This window comes from Mannheimia sp., from assembly GCF_056854775.1.
In genome coordinates this window covers 1-18,670 of the sequence record NZ_JBXGGI010000008.1, presented here as the reverse complement: position 1 = coordinate 18,670, position 18,670 = coordinate 1, and the positions used below count along the sequence as shown (strand labels likewise).

Genomic DNA, 18,670 nt, shown 5'->3' with positions numbered 1-18,670 from the left:
TTTTTCTCCCACTATTAACGAGCCGTTACATCATACGGAATTTGTTTAAATGTAATTTTCTTTTCAGCTAACTGTGCCTCTCCTAAACGACACGCTTCGCCATATACCACAATGTCCATTCCCTGTTGCATAAATTCAGCAAAGTATGGCAACTCTGCCATTAATTTTCGTGTCAACACATTACCGCCCTGCGGACGTTTATCGCCTAAAATTCCGTTATATAACAAATAGTAGGCTTTACCGTTGAAAGTACCGACAAGCGGTGATTTTTCGGTATTTTTTTGCAAAGGGAAATGATTTTCCAAATACCAAATATGAGCGGCTAAATCATCAAAGCGAATGTTCGGATTCAGTGAACCGAATGCGTCAAATACTTCCTCGCCTAATTCACAAAAGCGAAACGATCCGCCACCTTGCCAACCTACCGCTTTTGAAATACCACCTTGTTCTCCCTCAATCACTTTTTTCAAACGGGGTACTACGTGGGTTTTAGCGTGTTCGCCAATCTCAATACCGATATAACGACGGTTCATTTTATGAGCAACTGCTGCGGTTGTACCTGAACCAAGAAAACTATCGAGAACGAGATCATTTTCTGATGTGGCTATCTGCAAAACACGTTGAATTAAGAGTTCTGGCTTAGGGGTTTCAAAGAATGCTGAATTAAAAATATTTTTTATTTCATTATTTGCATCTCTTGTTGTTCCCACTTCTTTACCAAACCAGATTGTCTCAGGAATTCTTCCTTCTTGTTCTGACAAATAAATCTTTCTTAAAACTTTTGTTTCATTTTCAATGAAAGAAATTTCACCTGTTTTAACTTTTTCAAAAAATGTATCTTTACTCCAACGCCAACCTTTTTCTGGAGGCGATATAGTATTTCCATTAGGTGTAACAATATCATAACGTAAATTTTCTCTTAAATTGGGACTTCTAAAATCTCCTGAACGCCAAGCTCCTCTAGGATCATTATCTGGATTTTTATAATTAATATTATGCTCCTCTTGTCTTGGCAATAGATTACGTCGAAAACTGTCGCTTTTTCTGAACACTAATAATTGGTTATGATGGATAGATAATAATTTAGAGTCATTTTTTCCTTGAATACTATGTTGCCACACCACATTCGCCACAAAATTCTTCCGCCCAAAAATTTCATCGAGCATAATTTTTAAATAGTGGCTTTCGTTATCATCAAGGGTGATCCAAATTGAACCATCTTCGGCAAGCAATTCCCGTAAAATTTCAAGACGCGGATACATCATTGAAAGCCAAACGGAATGCTCTAAATTATCATCGTAGTGGGTAAAGGCAGATTTTGTATTATAGGGAGGATCAATAAAAATACATTTGACTTGCCCGGCATAAAAGGGCAAAAGGGCTTTCAAAGCCAATAAATTATCGCCTTGAATAATTAAATTTTGCTTGACATTAGATAAGGTTTCAGCAGAAGCTGAGCTGTCGGCTGTCGGCTGTCGGCTGTCGGGCAATATTATGCGAAAAATCCGGCAACTCACGCAATAGACAATATGGGGTTTGTTTGGCTTTTTTTACGGCTTCTTCTTTGCCGTACCAAGTAAGGGTTGTCATAAAATACACCTGAAAAAATAAAAGTGCATTATTGTAACAAGCGGTCAAAAAAATAGAAAGATTTGCAAAAAATTGAAGAAATATAACCGCTTGTAAGCAAAAAAGCACAGAGTTTAAACTCTGTGCTTTTTTCGCTATTAAGCCTCTGTATATTTAGGCTCTTTAAAGACTGTTACTTCCGGTGCTTCGCCGGTGAATTTCTCAACTTGCACTATTGCAGTATTTGGAGAGTTACCCTGTGCCAGTTTTGATGTACCTTCATCACGGGTTAGTACGTTAGGGCAGCCAAACTTACATAATGGTTTTTCGCTTTGACCTGCATCTGCCGGGTCATACCAAGCCCCTTCGTGAATAGCAACTGTTCCTTTGATAATACCGTCGGTTACGACTGCCCCGGCAAGAACCTGACCGCGAGCGTTAAATACACGCACAATATCGCCATCAGCAATGCCTCGAGCTGCTGCATCATCTTTGTGAATTAAAACAGGCTCACGATCTTTTACCGTATATTTACTACGCAGAGAGGTATGAGCCAGCTGACTGTGTAAACGGTAATATGGGTGTGGTGTAACTAACGCCAACGGTGCTTCAGCGGTTACATTGCCTGCATACTCTTCAGGTTCCATCCAAGTTGGGTGTCCTTTACAGTCATCATAGTTCATTTTTGCAACAACATCAGAGAAGATCTCAATTTTACCTGACGGTGTACCGAGTGGATTAAGTAATGGATCGTTGCGGAATTCTTCATAACGTACCCATTTTTTCGCTTTATCACTTACTTTAAAGGTAACAGGTTTATTTTCTGTCCAGAATTTATCGAAATTCGGCATAATAACTCTGTTTTTGCGGGCTGCATCAAAGGCAGATTGGTAGAAACCTTTGAGCCAATCCATTTCCGATTTACCTTCGGTAAATTTATCTTCTACACCGGCACGTTTAGAAAGCTCCGCAAAAATATCGTAATCACTTTTCGCTTCAAATTGTGGTTCAACCACCTGTTTCATTGGGAAAATATTCATCATTGAATAGTCGCCCGACATTGTTAAGTCATTACGTTCGTAACTTGTTGTTGCCGGTAATAAAATATCTGCCATACGAGCGGTTGGTGTCCAATAACATTCGTTCACCACGATTAAATCTGGTTTTTGCCACGCTTTTACCATCGTATTCGTATCTTGATGATGAACTAATGGATTACCCCCTGCCCAGTAAATGACTTTGATATCCGGATAAGTAATTTCTGTTCCGTTATATTGAATGGTTTTACCCGGATTCAGTAACGCATCGGAAATACGGGCTAATGGGAAAGAAGCTTTTGAAGTATCATCTAACCACGTTTTTTCGCCCACATCACCGCCTGCATTGGCTGAAATTGCCCCAACAATACCGCCGGTTGCTGTTGGCACACCGCCATTTGCATAGTGGTAACTTAAACCGAAACCGCCTCCCGGTAATCCGATTTGCCCTAACATTGAAGCAAGAGTAACTAACATCCAGTGAGTTTGTTCACCGTGTCTTTGGCGTTGCATACCCCAACCACCCATTAACATCGTGCGTTTTGATGAGAAATCAGCGGCTAATTGTTTAATTTTCTCTGCAGATACACCACAAATTTTGGCAGCCCATTCGGCATCTTTCGGTTGGTTATCGTTTTTACCTAGTAAATACTCTTCGAATTTATCATAGCCGGTAGTGTATTTTTTCAAAAACGCTTTATCGTGTTTATCTTCACTTACTAAGGTATGTGCAATACCTAACATTAATGCAACGTCAGTACCTGTATTCACCGGGATCCATTCTGCATTTAGATATTGAGCCGATTCATTACGTTCAGGGGTAATACAGATAATGCGTTTACCTGTTTCTTTGAATTTTTTGAAATATTCAATACCTTGTTGATCGGTTGATGTCCACGCATTGCGTAGCGTTGTTAATGGGTTTGCTGACCAAAGCACGATAATATCGCTACTTTCAAGTAAAACTTCCCAGCTGGTTTGTTGCTCATATACCTCAATAGTACCAAGTACGTGTGGCATAATAACTTGAGCTGCACCGGTCGAATAATCGCCTTTTACCCCAACAAAACCGCCGGTTAAGTTCATATAGCGATGTAATAATGTACGTGCTGCGTGTAATGAGCCTGAGCTATACCAACCATAAGAACCTGCAAAAATACTGGTTGCACCGTGTGTATCGCGGGCTGATTTTATTCCTCCGTGAACTAATTCAAAGGCTTTCTCCCAAGAAACGCGTACCCATTCATCACGTCCACGTAAGGTTGTATCTTTATTACCTTCTAAGTAGCCTTTACGCACCATCGGATATTTCACACGAGCTTCGCCGTGAACTTGATCTGCCACAACGTGCTGCAGTTCATTTGGCACAGAAATATCAATAGCCGAATCAGATTTAACCACTTTTCCATTCTCAACCACAACGGCTAATGGTCCCCAGTGAGCGGCAGTTAGAACCGCATTCATTTCAGCTGCTTTTGCACTGGTTGATGCTAATGCACCCACTACCCCTGTGGTACCAGTTGAAAAACCTGCACCGGCAGCTAAGCTAAGTGATGATTTTTTTAGAAAACCACGACGACTTACGTCAATATTGTCTTGCTTTTTCATAATAAACCTCATTTGAAGTTAAGTTAAAAATAGACACCTTTCTGAAGTCGAGTGGATAAACCATTTCTCGCGTATCCATTGGTAAAGTTGCTCGGTTTTTTTGCAAAATTTTCTCAAAAAACAACCGCTTGTTCAGCTTCTTTACGGCTTGCTACCATATCCCAAATAGAGACTTAGGTTCACAAGCTCGGTATCCTCTAAGTTAAAAATTAATGTGAACTGCCTACAATATCTTTGGCGTTACGTTGTAAATAAATGGTTACTGCACGTACATCATCTGCAGACATTGAAGTACGATCTTTCATTGAATTCACTACACCGATCCATTGGTTAGCGGTATAGTGATCAGCTCCTATTGCTGCGTGGCAACCACTACAATGCGTTTGGTTTAAGTTATTGCCAAATTGATTTAAGGCTGCAATATTTGCAGTTACTGCGGTTTTTGGAACGGTAACTTCAAAATTCACTTCTTTCCAATTAGAGTTAGTTACATTATCGAAAACCGTTTTTACGACATTAACTTTACTTTGTGCTTCATCAGGTAATAGCGCAACCATAATGCGTTTGCCTAAATCCATATACACAACAGACTCTGCCCCTTCTTGTTGCCAACCATTAATAGTTGCTTTTAGCTGTTCGCCATCTTCTTTCCATTGATGCAATTCAGCATAAGGCAATAAGCGAATCTCGCCACCTTGTGTTAGCTGAACGGCTGTCATTGCAAGAGAATAAAGCGTTTTATCATTTGCGGTAAACTCTGCACCGTGTTTTGCTAATTCGCCTGCAGCGGCTGCATTATCCACTTGAATATCAGGCATAAAATGAGCAATACCTTTATGGCAATCAATACAAGTTTGATTTGTTTCTTGAGCAAGTTTATGCATTTTCTGTGCGGCTTCTTTTTGCTCTGAAAGCACCATTGCATCAAAACTATGGCAAGAACGGCAAGTCGCGGAATCTGTTTCTTTCATATCCTCCCACACACGTTGAGCCATCTCTAAACGGTGAGCCTCATAGGCTTCTTGGTCAGGCAATTTGTTGGTAACAAAGGTATGCCAAACATCTTTTAAAGCAACCACTTTTGCTTTGAAATAGTGCAAGCCATCTTGCGGTACGTGGCAATCTGAACACTCCGCCCGAATCCCTTTTCGGTTGGAGAAATGCACACTTCCTTCCCATTCTGCTTGCGGGTGAGTCATTGAATGACAGCTGACACAAAATTCAGTCGAATTCGTGGTTTTCATCGCATATTGCGAACCACCTAAAACGGCAGCACCAAGCCCCATAATGCCAATAAAAGCGGCTATTTTTTTCATCTTAGACATATAACTACCCCCACTAAAAAACGCTAAAAATTAAAGACGAAGGCATTTTATTAACTCATTAGAGTTATAAACAATAAGTAAAAATACGTATTAACTCAAAAGAGTTAATGAAGTTTGATCTAAGGCAAAAATAACAAATAAAAAAGGGAGAAAACTCTCCCTCAATATCATTTATAAGAAAACCAAGCAGGTAGCACAAATTGTGAATCAGCAAATAACTCAGGTGCAATTACCGCACTTCTGCCTTGCTGAATTTGATAGATAAGCTGTGGCAAGCTAATTGATAAGTCTTTTGTTTCCGGGTAAGTTAAACCGATTTGGCTATCGGTATTAAAATAATAAGTGCCGTTTACACCATAATGCGGTTGCTGACGAATAATATTCGAAACCGCTTTAAAATGACGGGAGGAAACACTTTGCTTCCAAGCATTTGCTAGAATATTAGCTTGATCATAAGCGATGCTGGCTTGTGAATAAGTGGGTTTTCGCTCGAATAGCTGTTCATAACATCGGCAAAATTGCCGCCCTAAATAGTTATCGCTTAAGCCACTATTGGTACTCCACAATACTCCTTCGCAAGGTTGTTCGTGTGGCAAAAATGCAGAAGGTGCATAAATACTGTAAATAATTGCATTAGTCGGATTTTCAATAAAGGCTTGATGAAAATGGACAATATCTTCCGCAAAATAAGAAGCAAGTACGATAATAGAAGGTGAAATATTATGAATTTGCTGCATCAGATGTTGATAAGCAGCAGGCTCTTGTTCTAGCTCTACATATTCAATATTCCAACCTTGTTTATGCAAATTGTGCGATAAAGTATCGATACCAATATCCACTTTTTGCCATTTCACACTTACGATCATTACCGTTTTATTTTGCATAAAATCGGCATAATAATAACGGTAATATTGCAGAAAATTTAAAATACCCAAGCTATAAGTAACATCGCTCGCACACACTTGGAACATATTCTCAATTCGCTTATTTGGCAAATTCTGTGCAAGTTTATTTGAACCGCTATGAGTAGCAATATGTAAATAAGGAATGCCTTCGGTTGCAATGAGTTCGTGAACTTCGGGCAAATAACAAGCATAGGCGGTAGAAATCGCATCAACTTCTTGATCCAACAACGCATTATAAGCATTTAATATGCTGGATTTATCCTCTACACAAAAACCGGCAGTGGCAATTTGTACTTCTCGCCCATTAATACCGCCTTGCCGATTTATATTTTCTACCGCAAGTTGCGTACCATTAAGTAATTCTTTGGTATCAATTTGTCCAATCCCCTGTTCCACATAGGGTACACCAAGAATAATAGGGCGATGGCTATAATTATTAATCAAAAAAGTTGCAGGTTCATTCATTACAAGCGGTTGTTTTTTATTTGCAATTTGCAAAGCAAGTTGTTCGATTTTAAAAGTAACAAGAATAGATTGTTCTAGCTTACCCGGTGTTGGTAAGCAGATTAAATGCTCTGTAATGGCAAAAACAGCCAGCAAAGTTCGACTTTCTGTTTTCGTTTTAGAGAAAATATTTTCAATATGTTTATCAACGGTACGCTTGCTGATATTTAATTCATTTGCAATTTCTTCATTACTCAATCCACTGCTGACTAACGTTAATAACTCAATTTCTCGCTTACTCAGTTCAAATGGTAATTTGCTCTGCTCTGCGTGTATTAACGTAAACTCTTGATGGCGTTTTAGCAGAACCTTGAGCCAATGCTGATGAGGCAAACAATAGAAAAAAGATAATGAAGTCTGCTCTGAATAAAGAAATGCTTGAGCATAGAGGCAGAGTTGTTCTAGCTGCGTTAAATACTCTACTCCAGCTTTATTTTCCCATTCTAAAATCTCGCCTTGCTTATTAATCAAGCAAGACCATTGATTATTTTCAGTCATTCTTTTTCCTAAGTAAAAAATTGTCAAATTAAAATAACAAAATTACCTATTCAAAAAAATGATATAAATCAAACCAACCTGATTTAGTTATGATCTGAGCTTAAAATATACCACTATATACCTCTTGCTTAATCAGCATTCTCCCCCTACAATAAAACCAATTTTATTTAAGACTCCGAGCATTATTTCCTAACTCTAAAAATTAAAGACAAATTTTTGATATGGAATTTATGCCAGTAACAGCTTTGTGATTTAGCTGTTCAAAGGATAACTTAGAAATGGGTTGTCCTCTCGTGTTTAGAAAGGTGTCAAATGCAATCTATTATCCCAATTAAGAACGTGGGTAATGATGTTTCCGGGCTTGTTGATCGCTTTCAGCGTCAATACACCTATTTGAGATTATCCATTACCGATGTTTGTAACTTCCGTTGTAATTACTGCTTGCCTAACGGCTATCAGCCGCCTTCGCATAAGCAGACATTTCTGAAAGTGGACGAAATCCAACGTATCGCTAAAGCCTTTGCTAATCTAGGTACAGAGAAAATCCGTATTACAGGCGGAGAGCCGACTTTACGCAAAGATTTTGCCGAAATTGCTCATACCCTTTCACAAACTGCCGGCATCCGCAAAGTCGCCTTAACCACTAACGGCTACCGAATGGAGCGTGATGTTGAACTCTGGCAGCAAGCCGGTATTACCGATATTAACGTGAGTGTTGATAGTTTAGATACTCGACAATTTCAACTGATTACAGGCGAAAACAAGCTGCAATCCATTTTAAACGGCATTGATAAAGCCTTTGAAATTGGCTATAAAAAAATCAAAGTCAATGCAGTGTTAATGAAACAATACACAGCCCACGAGTTAGATAATTTCCTTGCGTGGATTAAAGATAAACCGATTCAAATGCGTTTTATTGAGCTGATGGAAACCGGCGAAACGGACAGCTTTTTCAAAGAGCAGCATCTTTCAGGGCAATCTGTGATGGAGCGCTTGTTCAGAGAAGGCTGGCAGCTACAACCAAAAGCAGTATCTGATGGTCCGGCTAAAGTGTTATCCCACCCAGATTACAAAGGCGAAATCGGTTTGATTATGCCTTATGAAAAGAATTTCTGTGCCTCGTGTAATCGCCTGCGAGTGTCTGCCTTAGGCAAATTACACCTCTGCTTATTTGGCGAAGAAGGCATTGATATTCGGGATTTATTGCAATCTGACGACCAACAATTACAGCTTGAAACTCGCTTGAAATCGGCTTTGCAAGGCAAACGAGAACACCACTATTTGCATATTGGGGATAGTGGGGTGAGGAATAATTTATCCAGTATCGGTGGATAACAACCACCAAGCGTTGTTTCTGTTACTTTTCTTTGCTTCGCCAAAGAAAAGTAACCAAAAGAAAGGCGACCCGAACTTCGCTTGGTTGCGATTTCTTTCACGGAAAATTTGTAAACTCGCCGCAAGCGGCTCAAACAGTACAAATTTTCCTAGAAATCGCAAGTCGCTCAGACGGGCAAGCGGTGCATTTATCACGATTTTTTACTCGCTACGCTCGCACTTCGTGCCGTCGGCAAAGCCGACGTTCAAACGCAAGCGTTTGTGCAAATTTTTAGTTCAATTTAACCGCTTGTAACGCTCCAACGGGTTCCCTTCTGAACCGCCTGAGCGACTTTGAATTTGTAGGAAAAATTGAGTGTTTGAGCCAACGAAGTTGGCGAGTTTTCAATTTTTCCGTCAAGCAAATTCAAATAAAGCGAAGACAGCGGTAAAGTAGGGTGTGCTTTCTTTGGTTACTTTCTTTGCACAAGCAAAGAAAGTAACAGAAAAACCTACGATATTAATTTTTTACCTGAATTTAAAGAGACAAAATAAATGACCAACTTCACCCACATCAACCAAAACGGCGAAGCCAATATGGTTGATGTTTCAATGAAACAAGAAACCGTCCGAGTGGCTCGTGCCGAAGCTTATGTACGAATGAACCCGGAAACCTTGCAGATGATCATCAGTGGCAATCATCATAAAGGCGATGTTTTTGCCACAGCCCGTATTGCAGGGATTCAAGCAGCAAAAAGAACGTGGGAACTCATTCCGCTTTGCCACCCATTACTGCTTTCTAAAGTGGAAGTGCAGCTTGAAGCGTTACCTGAAACCAACCAAGTTCGCATTGAATCGCTTTGCAAACTCACTGGGAAAACCGGTGTAGAAATGGAAGCCTTAACCGCAGCCAGCGTAGCCGCTCTGACTATCTATGATATGTGCAAAGCTGTACAAAAAGATATGGTAATTGAAAATGTTCGCCTATTACATAAAAGCGGCGGCAAATCAGGAGATTTCAACGTTGATTAAAGTATTATTTTTCGCTCAAGTGCGTGAACTTGTCGCAACCGATATGTTAGAAGTGCAAGCCAATTTCACTACGGCAGAAGAACTGCGTGAACATTTAAGCCAGCAAGGCAAAAAATGGCAACTAGCGTTGGAAAAAGGCAAATTATTAGTGGCAATCAATCAAACTATATCCCCACTAGACAGCCCGATTAAAGATGGTGATGAAGTCGCCTTTTTCCCACCGGTAACAGGGGGCTAAATGAACTCCACCTTAATTGAAGTACAAGAAAGCGAATTTGACCAAAACCATATTTACCGTTGGTTAAGTGAACATCATTCTGTTGGGGCAACCACGCTTTTTATCGGCAAAGTGCGTGAAATGAACTTAGGCGATAATGTTTCAGGTTTATTTCTCGAACACTACCCTGCAATGACGAAAAAAGCCCTACAAGAAATTGTAGATGAAGCTCGCTCCCGTTGGGATATTCAACGTGTTGCGGTTATCCACCGTATCGGGCAACTTCATACAGGCGATGAAATTGTGTTAGTGGGAGTGAGCTCGGCTCATCGGGGCGATGCCTACCACGCCAATGAATTTATTATGGATTACCTTAAAACCAAAGCACCTTTTTGGAAACGTGAGCAAACTCAAGAGGGAGAACGTTGGATTGAAGGGCGTGAGAGCGATGAACAAGCGGTCGAAAAATGGCAATAATTAGCAAAGGATAAAAATGGAAAATTTATATATTGATTTGCAGATCGCCTGCGAAAACATCGAAAACTTACCAAGCGAACAACAATTTTATACTTGGGTACATAAAGCCCTATCGGTTGAAGCTAAAACAGACGATTTCCCCGAAAGTGAAATCACCATTCGTATTGTAGATGAAGCCGAAAGCCACGAGCTGAATTTAACCTATCGAGGAAAAGATAAACCGACCAACGTGCTTTCTTTCCCATTTGAAGTACCAGAAGGTATTGAAATGCCATTATTAGGCGATTTAATTATCTGCCGTCAAGTGATGGAAAAAGAAGCTGAAGAACAACAAAAACCTTTAGAAGCTCATTGGGCTCATCTCGCTATTCACGGCACGCTTCATTTACTCGGTTACGATCATATTGAAGAAGGTGAAGCGGTTGAAATGGAGAGCCTTGAAACGGAAATTATGCAAGCATTAGGCTATGAAGATCCGTATATTTCAGAGAAAATTTAAATAAAACAATGCGTTCGCTAGTTATTCTTACAAATCCACACACTTTTAGCCTTGCTCAACAAGGCTATTTTTACATTCCTGAAAATCACTCTTTTAAAGCTATTCCCTTTTCTAACGCAAAATCCATATTAGGTAACGAATACCCTTTTGCCATTTATGAGATGCGGACGGAAAACGGCATCAATTTTCATCTTGAGGCATTTGCCATTCTCGCCGGCACAATTCAAGAAAACGGTACTTTATTTTTGCTTTGTCCCCAGTGGAATAATTTAGAACACGAATTAGATTTCGATGCGTTACGTTGGAACGAAAATCACGCTATTGCCTGCCCGAATTTCTATCAGCATTTTAAACAATTAGTGGAAAAATTTGGTTTTGAAATTAGCGATAACCTTGCTGAATTGCCAATAACAAGCGGTCAAATTTCCTCAAAAATTGACAAATTAACGGAAGAACAGCAAAATATTTTGCAAAATCTGCCGCTTGATAATGCTAATATCCATTTAATTACTGCCCCTCGTGGACGTGGGAAATCCACTTTAGCAGGTTTGCTTGCTACAGAACTAGCAAAGCAGCACAATGTATTGATTACCGCTCGCTCTTTATCTGCTCTTCCGAGTTTTTGGCGTTCTGCTGTGCAACAAATCCCATTTTTCGCTCCTGATAATTTAATTGAGCGAGTCAAAAACAAAAGCATTTCCCCTAATCAATGGCTATTTATTGATGAAGCCGCCAGCTTACCTTTGCCGCTCCTAAACACGCTTTGTGATTATTTTGACAAAGTCATTTTAACCACGACTACACAAAATTATGAAGGCACAGGGCGTGGGTTTGAGCTTAAATTGCCGAAGATGTTAAATAAGCCATCCAAACACTGGACATTATCTCAACCGTTACGGTGGAGAGAGAATGACTCGCTTGAGCAATTTGTGGCTGAATTGCTATTGTTAAATGACGATATCGTAGGGGCGAATTGCAATTCACCATCACAATCAACAAATATTGCGAACCACATTGCCTTTTACAGCCTACTCGCCAACGCCCATTACAAAACCACCCCAACGGATCTACGCCGATTGTTTGATGGCGAGCAGCAAATTTTGTATCCAAAATATCAAGATGATCAGCTTATCGGTGGTATTTGGGCGGTAAATGAAGGCAATTTAGATGAAAATCTCACGCAAGCCATTTGGTTAGGTGAACGTCGTCCACAAGGCAATTTGCTGGCTCAATATCTCTGCTTTCAAGGCAATCTGCCACAGGCGTGTCAATTACGTTCGGTACGGATTTCCCGTATTGCGGTTCAGCCTGAATGGCAAAATCAAGGCATTGGCAAGCGGTTAATTTCTGACTTTATTTTGCAAAATGCAGATAAAAAACCACCGCTTGATTTTCTCTCTGTCAGCTTTGGGCTGACTGCTCCACTCTACGCTTTTTGGCAATCTTGTGGTTTCCGGCTGGTGCAAATTACACCGAATAAAGAAGCAAGTAGTAGCTACCGCAGTGCGATGATGATTTACCCGATTTCGCAGCAAGGCAAACAATTTAGCCAACAAGCTACCCAAGCTTTTGCCAGAGATTTCGCTCTTCAACCGTTTTTCACGGAAATTTGTGAGGAATTGCAAAATTTCGAGCAATTTCAACCGCTTGTAGAAATCTCTTTAGATGAGCGTGATTGGCAAAATTTAACCGCATTTGCAAATGGAAAGCGAGCCTTGCCTGCTGTTTATATTAGTTTAAAACGTTTATATTTATCTGCTCCGCAAACGCTGAACTCACTTGCTGTTTTTAACGAACATCAGAAAAAATATTCAAAAGTAGAAATTGAAAAGTATCGGGAAATTGTGAAAACATACTTAAAAAGTGCAAATCATTAAAATAATTTATGGATTAACTTAATTTTTTTATGCTTTCCCTCTTGCTAAATTTTCCATTTAGCCGTATAAATTCACTGTTGTTTTTTAATTGTTAAGAGGATTTCCAATGTCAATGTTCAGTCATATTCAAGCAGCACCGGCAGACCCAATTTTAGGTTTGGGCGAAGCATTCAAAGCCGACACCCGTGAAGGCAAAATCAATCTTGGAATCGGTGTTTATATGACCGATGAGGGCAAAACCCCAATCGTTAAAGCTGTAAAAGAAGCGGAAAAACGCTTATTAGATACCGAAACCAGCAAAAACTACCTCACTATTGATGGCGTTCAAGCCTTTAATGCGGCGACACAAGCTTTATTATTCGGTGAAGGGGCTGAAGTGATTACCTCCGGTCGTGCAAAAACGGCTCAAAGCTTAGGTGGCACAGGGGCATTGCGTATTGCCGCAGAATTTATTAAACGTCATACTAATGCGAAAAATGTGTGGATTTCTACCCCAACGTGGCCAAACCACAACGGTATTTTTGATGCGGTTGGTGTGAATGTAAAAGGTTATCGCTACTATAATAAAGACACCAACGGATTAGATTGGAATAACTTAATTGCAGACTTAAGCCAAGCAGAAGCAGGCGATGTAGTGTTATTACACGGCTGCTGCCACAACCCGACAGGGATTGACCCAACGCCGGCACAGTGGGAACAACTTGCAGCATTATCCGCAGAAAAAGGCTGGTTACCGTTATTCGATTTTGCTTATCAAGGTTTTGCAAACGGTTTAGAAGAAGACGCTTACGGTTTACGTGCCTTTGCGAAAAATAACCGTGAATTATTGGTAGCAAGCTCATTCTCTAAAAACTTCGGTTTATACAATGAGCGTGTAGGTGCATTTACCTTAATTGCCGATAACGCAGATGATGCTAACCGTGCATTTACGCAAATCAAATCAATTATTCGTGTGCTTTACTCTAACCCGTCAGCTCACGGTGCAAGTGCGGTTGCAGTGGCATTAGCTGATTCTGAACTGAAAGCATTATGGATTGAAGAGTTAGATGAAATGCGTAACCGCATTAAAGATATGCGTACGCAATTAGTGGAAAAATTGAAAGAGAAAGGAGCAAATAAAGATTTCTCATTCATTACCGAACAAAACGGTATGTTCTCATTCAGTGGCTTAACGCCTGAACAAGTAGATAAATTAAAAGATGACTTTGCTATTTATGCAGTGCGTTCAGGTCGTATCAATGTAGCAGGTATTACCAGCAAAAATATTGATGCCTTAGCGGAAGCGATTGTAAAAGTGCTTTAAGCTAATAAATGAATAAAGGCGAACATCAAGTTCGCCTTTATTTTTGATTTAAATTGATTATTTTTCTAACCAAAGCATAAAATCTGCTACGGTATGGAACGAGCCAAACACCAAAACGATATCCTCTGCTTTTGCTTTCTCAAATAAGGCAAGGCTTGCCTCAGGCACGCTTTGGTAGCTGCAAGCGGTTGAATTTGGTAAAACTTTTACCAATTTTTCTAATACTTGCTCACCACTCTGCCCACGCCAACAATTTAAGCCGGCACAATGCCATTCATCAATTACATTTTCGAGTGGCTGAACAATGCCGGACAAATCCTTATCTTCTAATGCACTAAATACTGCATAGATTTTTTGATTTGCTTGTTTTAACTCTGCAAGTTTATCTGCCAAATAACGGGCTGCGTGCGGATTATGCCCCACATCAATAATTACTTGTGCAAGCGGTTGTTTTTGTGAAAATTTTGCAAAATCTTTATCCGTTAAAAGCTGAAAACGGGCGGTCATTTGAGCTTCGCTAAATGCTTCTCGGATAATTTGTTCATTAATTTCAAATGGTAATTGCATTAATGCCGCTAGTGCCGTTCCGGCATTTGGAATTGGAATTAATGGTAGAGGTAAATCTTTAAAGTTTTTTTCTTTAGAATACCAATGGAATAGATTGTTTTTAATTTCAAAATGCCAATCTTGATCCCGATAAAAAGCGTTACAATTTAACGATTTTACCATTTCTCTAATGGAATTAGGGCAATCCGACTCGCCGATAATTACAGGAATATTTTCACGGAAAATGCCCGCTTTTTCACGTCCGATATCTTCTCGGTTATCGCCTAAAAATGCAACGTGATCGATATCGATAGACGTAATAATCGCAAGATTTGGATTAACAATATTGGTCGCATCTAATCTGCCACCTAAACCAACTTCTAAAATCACAATATCTAACTGATTTTGCTTAAATAATTCAAAGGCAGAAAGTGTACTAAACTCAAAATAAGTAAGTGAAGCGGTCTTTTCTTCATTAATTTTTGCAAAGGATTGAACGTGATAAATTTCCGGCAGAACATCGTCATTAATTCTTACCCGTTCATTATAATGAATTAAATGCGGTGAAGAATAAACACCAACACGAAAGCCTGCTTTTAATAAAGCGATTTCCAGTAATCGACAAGTTGAACCTTTGCCATTTGTTCCCGCAACGGTAATGACATAAGGGGCAGGATTAAGTAAATCCAACGCTTTTGCAACGGCTGTAATACGCTCCAAGCCCATATCAATCGGTTTACTGTGGGCTTGTTCTAAATAGGAAAGCCACGTTTCCAAAGAATCCGTGGCTTTAGGGGTAATTAATGTATTCATTCGTTCATTATTCTACATTTTCAACAATCAATTCTGCCGTTTTAAATGGCGTTGGCTGATTGGTTAATTTTGCACAAATACGAGCAAGAGCATCACGCATCTCTTTACGAGGAACGATCATATCAATTGCACCGTGTTCTAATAAGAATTCCGCACGTTGGAAGCCCTCCGGCAATTTTTCACGTACAGTTTGCTCAATAACACGAGGACCTGCAAACCCGATTAACGCTTTCGGCTCTGCAATATTAATATCACCTAACATCGCAAGACTTGCCGAAACACCACCTAAGGTTGGGTCAGTTAATACAGAAATAAACGGCACGCCCTGCTCTTTCATTTTGGCTAAAATTGCACTGGTTTTTGCCATTTGCATTAATGAAAATAATGCTTCTTGCATACGAGCTCCACCTGATGCGGAGAAACAGATGAATGGAATTTTTTCTGCTAAGGCTTTTTCCGCTGCTTTTACAAATTTTGCACCAACAACAGACCCCATTGAGCCGCCCATAAACTCAAAGTTAAAAGAGGCAGTAACAACAGGCATATTGTGTAATGTGCCTGAAAAAACAATAAAAGAATCTTTTTCGCCGGTCTGTTTCTGTGCAGCAGTTAAACGATCTTTATATTTTTTTAAATCCTTAAACTTCAGCACATCTTGCGGCTCTAAATCAGCTGCAATTTCAACGGCTGAATCTTTGTCTAATAAGTTTAATAAGCGTGTGCGAGCATCAATACGCATATGGTGATCGCATTTTGGACATACGTGTTGATTACGCTGTAATTCTTCGCTATAGAGAACTTGCTCACAGCTTGTACATTTTGTCCAAACTCCCTCTGGGATTTTTGATTTTGTATTACTTGATGATGAATCTCTACCTAAAATTCTGTCTAACCAGCTCATTTTTATTCCTTTTGGATTGAGTTGTGGGATAAATAAAATTCTTGCTATTAAAGCATAAATTACCGTTTTTTGATATGTTTTATTGACATATCAGATCTCTAACTATGCGTATATGTTCGATAAAAAAACGCAACAAGGAGAATAACAAGCATTACCACAATTTGAATTAAACGTTTTTTAGTTAATTTTTCTGCTGCCATTTCGTTCCTAGTTTTGCTAAAAATTACCTTATTATAAGCGAAAAGGTCGTTATTATGCTAGAATTTGCAAAATTTTCATAAAAATCGACCGCTTGTAAAAGGAAAAATATGGCAACTATCGACCAATTTCTTGAAGTTGTAAATCAACTTCGCCACCCCGAGCACGGCTGTCCGTGGGATTTAAAACAAAATTTCGACACAATGCTCCCCCATTTGTTAGAAGAAACCTATGAAGTTGCCGAAGCTATTCATACTAAAGATCGCTCTGCTCTGCGTGAAGAGTTGGGTGATTTATTGCTTCAAGTGGTTTTTTTAAGTCAGCTTGCGAAAGAAGAAGGATCTTTTAGTTTTGATGATGTGGTAAACGATATTCACGATAAATTGATTTATCGCCACCCACACGTTTTTGGCGATGTAAAAGCAGAAAATAGTGAAGAGGCATTAAAAAGTTGGGAGCAGCAAAAAGCCAATGATGCTAAGCATAAAAATCAACAATCTATTTTAGATGATCTTCCGTTTGCACTACCAGCACTTACTCGAGCCGATAAATTGCAAAAACGTTGTTCAAAAGTGGGCTTCGATTGGGATAATCCGCAAGAGGTGTTAGAAAAAGTAGAAGAAGAACTTGATGAAGTAAAAGCAGAAATGGCTCAATATCCAAATCGCTCCAAAGAATTGGCTGAAGAATTAGGGGATTTATTATTTGCAATTGTAAATTTATGTCGTCATTATTATACTGATGCTGAAGAAAATTTACGAAATGCCAATCTTAAATTTGAAAAACGCTTTAGAAAAATCGAACAAGTAGTTAAAAATACAGGAAGAACTGTAAATGAGTGTAAATTAGCTGAATTAGATGCGATTTGGCATCAAATAAAAACAGTAGAATAATTTGTTTTGCTTGCTATAATAATGGACAATTATTACTTATAACAAAATAATCTATAGGAATTAGGCTATGTCAAAAATCTTATTAATAGATGATGATATTGAACTGACTGAATTATTAACGGAGCTGCTCTCATTAGAAGGATTTCAAGTAAAAGTAGCTCATAATGGTCAAGAAGGTTTAAATGAATTAGAGACTAATCAATATGATTTAATATTATTAGATGTGATGATGCCTGTATTGAATGGCGTAGAAACATTAAAACGAATAAGACAAAAATATGTATTACCTGTTTTAATGTTAAGTGCGAGAGATGACCAAATCGATCGTATTTTAGGTTTAGAATTAGGTGCTGATGATTATCTACCTAAACCCTTTAATGATCGTGAGCTAGTGGCTAGAATAAGGGCTATTTTAAGACGTACTGTTCCCCAACAACTTCAAGTAGATAATAGCCAAATTGAAACAGGTGTGGCTGAAGCTGCTTCTAAATTACTACAATTTGCAGGGGTACAATTACACTCAGGTCGCCAACAAGCATCCTACCAAGGTAACGATTTAGATTTAACAGGTACAGAATTTGCATTATTACAACTTTTAATGCGTAGCCCAGGTCAAATTTTATCCAGAGAGTTGTTAAGTTTGGAAGTTTTAGGTAAACAATTAACACCTTACGATCGTGCTATTGATATGCATATATCTAACCTTCGTAAAAAATTACCGGAACGAGAAGATGGTTTACCTTGGTTTAAAACATTAAGAGGAAAAGGTTACTTATTAGTAACTGAATAATATTTTCCAAATCCCTAAATAATAGAAATTATTTTAGGGATTTTTATTCTACTATTATTATATATGCCAAATTTATTTAAAAAATATTTAAACTTTAGAAAACGCTTAGCCTATAAACTTGTTACGTATTATGGTTTATTGCTTAGCTTATTTATTGCAATTACTTTTAATATTGATAAATTTGATTCAAGAAAATTTTCACCTATTTCGCAAAAAGACCAGCTCTATTTTAAAAATGAAAGTCTTGAAACCGAGCTAAATTTAAATTTAGATGAAGTTTTCGAACGGAATTTATCGGTAGAAACAGCTAATGGTTACGATATTATATTAGAAGATGAAGAGACCGGTAATTTAAGTGGTGTAA

Annotated in this window: 17 protein-coding genes, 1 pseudogene and 2 riboswitches; of the genes and pseudogenes, 10 read left to right on the top strand and 8 right to left on the bottom strand. The window is 38.9% G+C overall.

Going from position 1 to position 18,670, the window contains the following annotated elements:
* Nucleotides 1–14: 14 nt before the first annotated feature.
* The 5 genes from ACJHV0_RS00445 to ACJHV0_RS00425 form a co-directional block, all read right to left on the bottom strand.
* Nucleotides 15–1,490: a site-specific DNA-methyltransferase gene (locus ACJHV0_RS00445; RefSeq protein ID WP_483133067.1), complete on the bottom strand. Its 1,476-nt coding sequence runs from the start codon at nucleotides 1,488–1,490 to the stop codon at nucleotides 15–17.
* A complete protein-coding gene (locus ACJHV0_RS00440) occupies nucleotides 1,444–1,590 on the bottom strand; it encodes a DNA methylase N-4/N-6 (protein ID WP_080652898.1) in 147 nt (48 codons plus the stop codon). The genes ACJHV0_RS00445 and ACJHV0_RS00440 overlap by 47 nt, the downstream gene beginning before the upstream one ends.
* A 137-nt stretch (nucleotides 1,591–1,727) precedes the next feature.
* Nucleotides 1,728–4,214 (bottom strand): trimethylamine-N-oxide reductase TorA, encoded by a 2,487-nt coding sequence (gene torA, locus ACJHV0_RS00435; RefSeq protein ID WP_483133066.1) that lies wholly within the window; start codon nucleotides 4,212–4,214, stop codon nucleotides 1,728–1,730.
* 18 nt (nucleotides 4,215–4,232) lie between these two features.
* Nucleotides 4,233–4,419, bottom strand: a riboswitch (molybdenum cofactor riboswitch).
* Nucleotides 4,420–4,423: 4 nt separating this feature from the next.
* Nucleotides 4,424–5,539 (bottom strand): NapC/NirT family cytochrome c, encoded by a 1,116-nt coding sequence (locus tag ACJHV0_RS00430; RefSeq protein WP_428981792.1) that lies wholly within the window; start codon nucleotides 5,537–5,539, stop codon nucleotides 4,424–4,426.
* Nucleotides 5,540–5,706: 167 nt separating this feature from the next.
* Nucleotides 5,707–7,446, bottom strand: a complete 1,740-nt coding sequence (locus ACJHV0_RS00425; RefSeq protein WP_483133065.1) for a LuxR C-terminal-related transcriptional regulator — start codon at nucleotides 7,444–7,446, stop codon at nucleotides 5,707–5,709.
* A gap of 161 nt (nucleotides 7,447–7,607) precedes the next feature.
* A riboswitch (molybdenum cofactor riboswitch) is annotated at nucleotides 7,608–7,770 on the top strand.
* On the opposite strand from ACJHV0_RS00425, the gene moaA reads away from it, so the two are divergent.
* Nucleotides 7,759–8,781, top strand: coding sequence for a GTP 3',8-cyclase MoaA (gene moaA / locus ACJHV0_RS00420; RefSeq protein WP_483133064.1), 1,023 nt, complete (start codon nucleotides 7,759–7,761; stop codon nucleotides 8,779–8,781). It overlaps the preceding riboswitch by 12 nt.
* Here the strand turns inward: moaA and ACJHV0_RS00415 are convergent.
* Nucleotides 8,761–8,976, bottom strand: coding sequence for a hypothetical protein (locus ACJHV0_RS00415; RefSeq protein WP_483133063.1), 216 nt, complete (start codon nucleotides 8,974–8,976; stop codon nucleotides 8,761–8,763). The two genes, moaA and ACJHV0_RS00415, sit on opposite strands and share 21 nt — an antisense overlap.
* 339 nt (nucleotides 8,977–9,315) lie before the next feature.
* Between ACJHV0_RS00415 and moaC the strand changes: the two genes are divergently transcribed.
* The 6 genes from moaC to ACJHV0_RS00385 all read left to right on the top strand — a co-directional run bounded on the left by moaC (nucleotide 9,316) and on the right by ACJHV0_RS00385 (nucleotide 14,165).
* Complete coding sequence (moaC, locus tag ACJHV0_RS00410) at nucleotides 9,316–9,792, top strand: cyclic pyranopterin monophosphate synthase MoaC (protein ID WP_334235313.1); 477 nt, start codon at nucleotides 9,316–9,318, stop codon at nucleotides 9,790–9,792.
* On the top strand, nucleotides 9,785–10,030 hold the full coding sequence (gene moaD, locus ACJHV0_RS00405; RefSeq protein ID WP_025235971.1) for a molybdopterin synthase sulfur carrier subunit: 246 nt from the start codon (nucleotides 9,785–9,787) through the stop codon (nucleotides 10,028–10,030). Before moaC ends, moaD begins: the two co-directional genes overlap by 8 nt.
* Nucleotides 10,031–10,486, top strand: a complete 456-nt coding sequence (moaE, locus tag ACJHV0_RS00400) for a molybdopterin synthase catalytic subunit MoaE (protein ID WP_483133062.1) — start codon at nucleotides 10,031–10,033, stop codon at nucleotides 10,484–10,486.
* A 16-nt stretch (nucleotides 10,487–10,502) separates the two neighbouring features.
* A complete protein-coding gene (gene ybeY / locus ACJHV0_RS00395; RefSeq protein WP_483133061.1) occupies nucleotides 10,503–10,985 on the top strand; it encodes an rRNA maturation RNase YbeY in 483 nt (160 codons plus the stop codon).
* Between the two features lie 8 nt (nucleotides 10,986–10,993).
* Complete coding sequence (locus ACJHV0_RS00390; RefSeq protein WP_483133060.1) at nucleotides 10,994–12,862, top strand: tRNA(Met) cytidine acetyltransferase TmcA domain-containing protein; 1,869 nt, start codon at nucleotides 10,994–10,996, stop codon at nucleotides 12,860–12,862.
* Nucleotides 12,863–12,968: 106 nt separating this feature from the next.
* Nucleotides 12,969–14,165, top strand: a complete 1,197-nt coding sequence (locus ACJHV0_RS00385; RefSeq protein ID WP_483133059.1) for an amino acid aminotransferase — start codon at nucleotides 12,969–12,971, stop codon at nucleotides 14,163–14,165.
* A 57-nt stretch (nucleotides 14,166–14,222) separates the two neighbouring features.
* Here ACJHV0_RS00385 and folC read toward each other — a convergent pair whose 3' ends face one another.
* Nucleotides 14,223–15,524 (bottom strand): bifunctional tetrahydrofolate synthase/dihydrofolate synthase, encoded by a 1,302-nt coding sequence (gene folC, locus ACJHV0_RS00380; protein WP_483133058.1) that lies wholly within the window; start codon nucleotides 15,522–15,524, stop codon nucleotides 14,223–14,225.
* A gap of 7 nt (nucleotides 15,525–15,531) precedes the next feature.
* Complete coding sequence (gene accD, locus ACJHV0_RS00375; RefSeq protein ID WP_334235319.1) at nucleotides 15,532–16,425, bottom strand: acetyl-CoA carboxylase, carboxyltransferase subunit beta; 894 nt, start codon at nucleotides 16,423–16,425, stop codon at nucleotides 15,532–15,534.
* A gap of 308 nt (nucleotides 16,426–16,733) precedes the next feature.
* Here accD and mazG point away from each other — a divergent pair, with 308 nt between their 5' ends.
* From mazG to ACJHV0_RS00360, 3 genes and pseudogenes are all read left to right on the top strand, one after another.
* Nucleotides 16,734–17,516, top strand: a complete 783-nt coding sequence (gene mazG, locus ACJHV0_RS00370) for a nucleoside triphosphate pyrophosphohydrolase (RefSeq protein WP_334234673.1) — start codon at nucleotides 16,734–16,736, stop codon at nucleotides 17,514–17,516.
* Between the two features lie 67 nt (nucleotides 17,517–17,583).
* Nucleotides 17,584–18,306 carry a response regulator gene (locus tag ACJHV0_RS00365; protein WP_334229273.1) on the top strand — a complete coding sequence of 241 codons (723 nt, stop codon included), beginning with the start codon at nucleotides 17,584–17,586 and terminating at the stop codon, nucleotides 18,304–18,306.
* A gap of 63 nt (nucleotides 18,307–18,369) precedes the next feature.
* Nucleotides 18,370–18,670, top strand: a pseudogene (locus ACJHV0_RS00360) (envelope stress sensor histidine kinase CpxA); the annotation flags it as partial.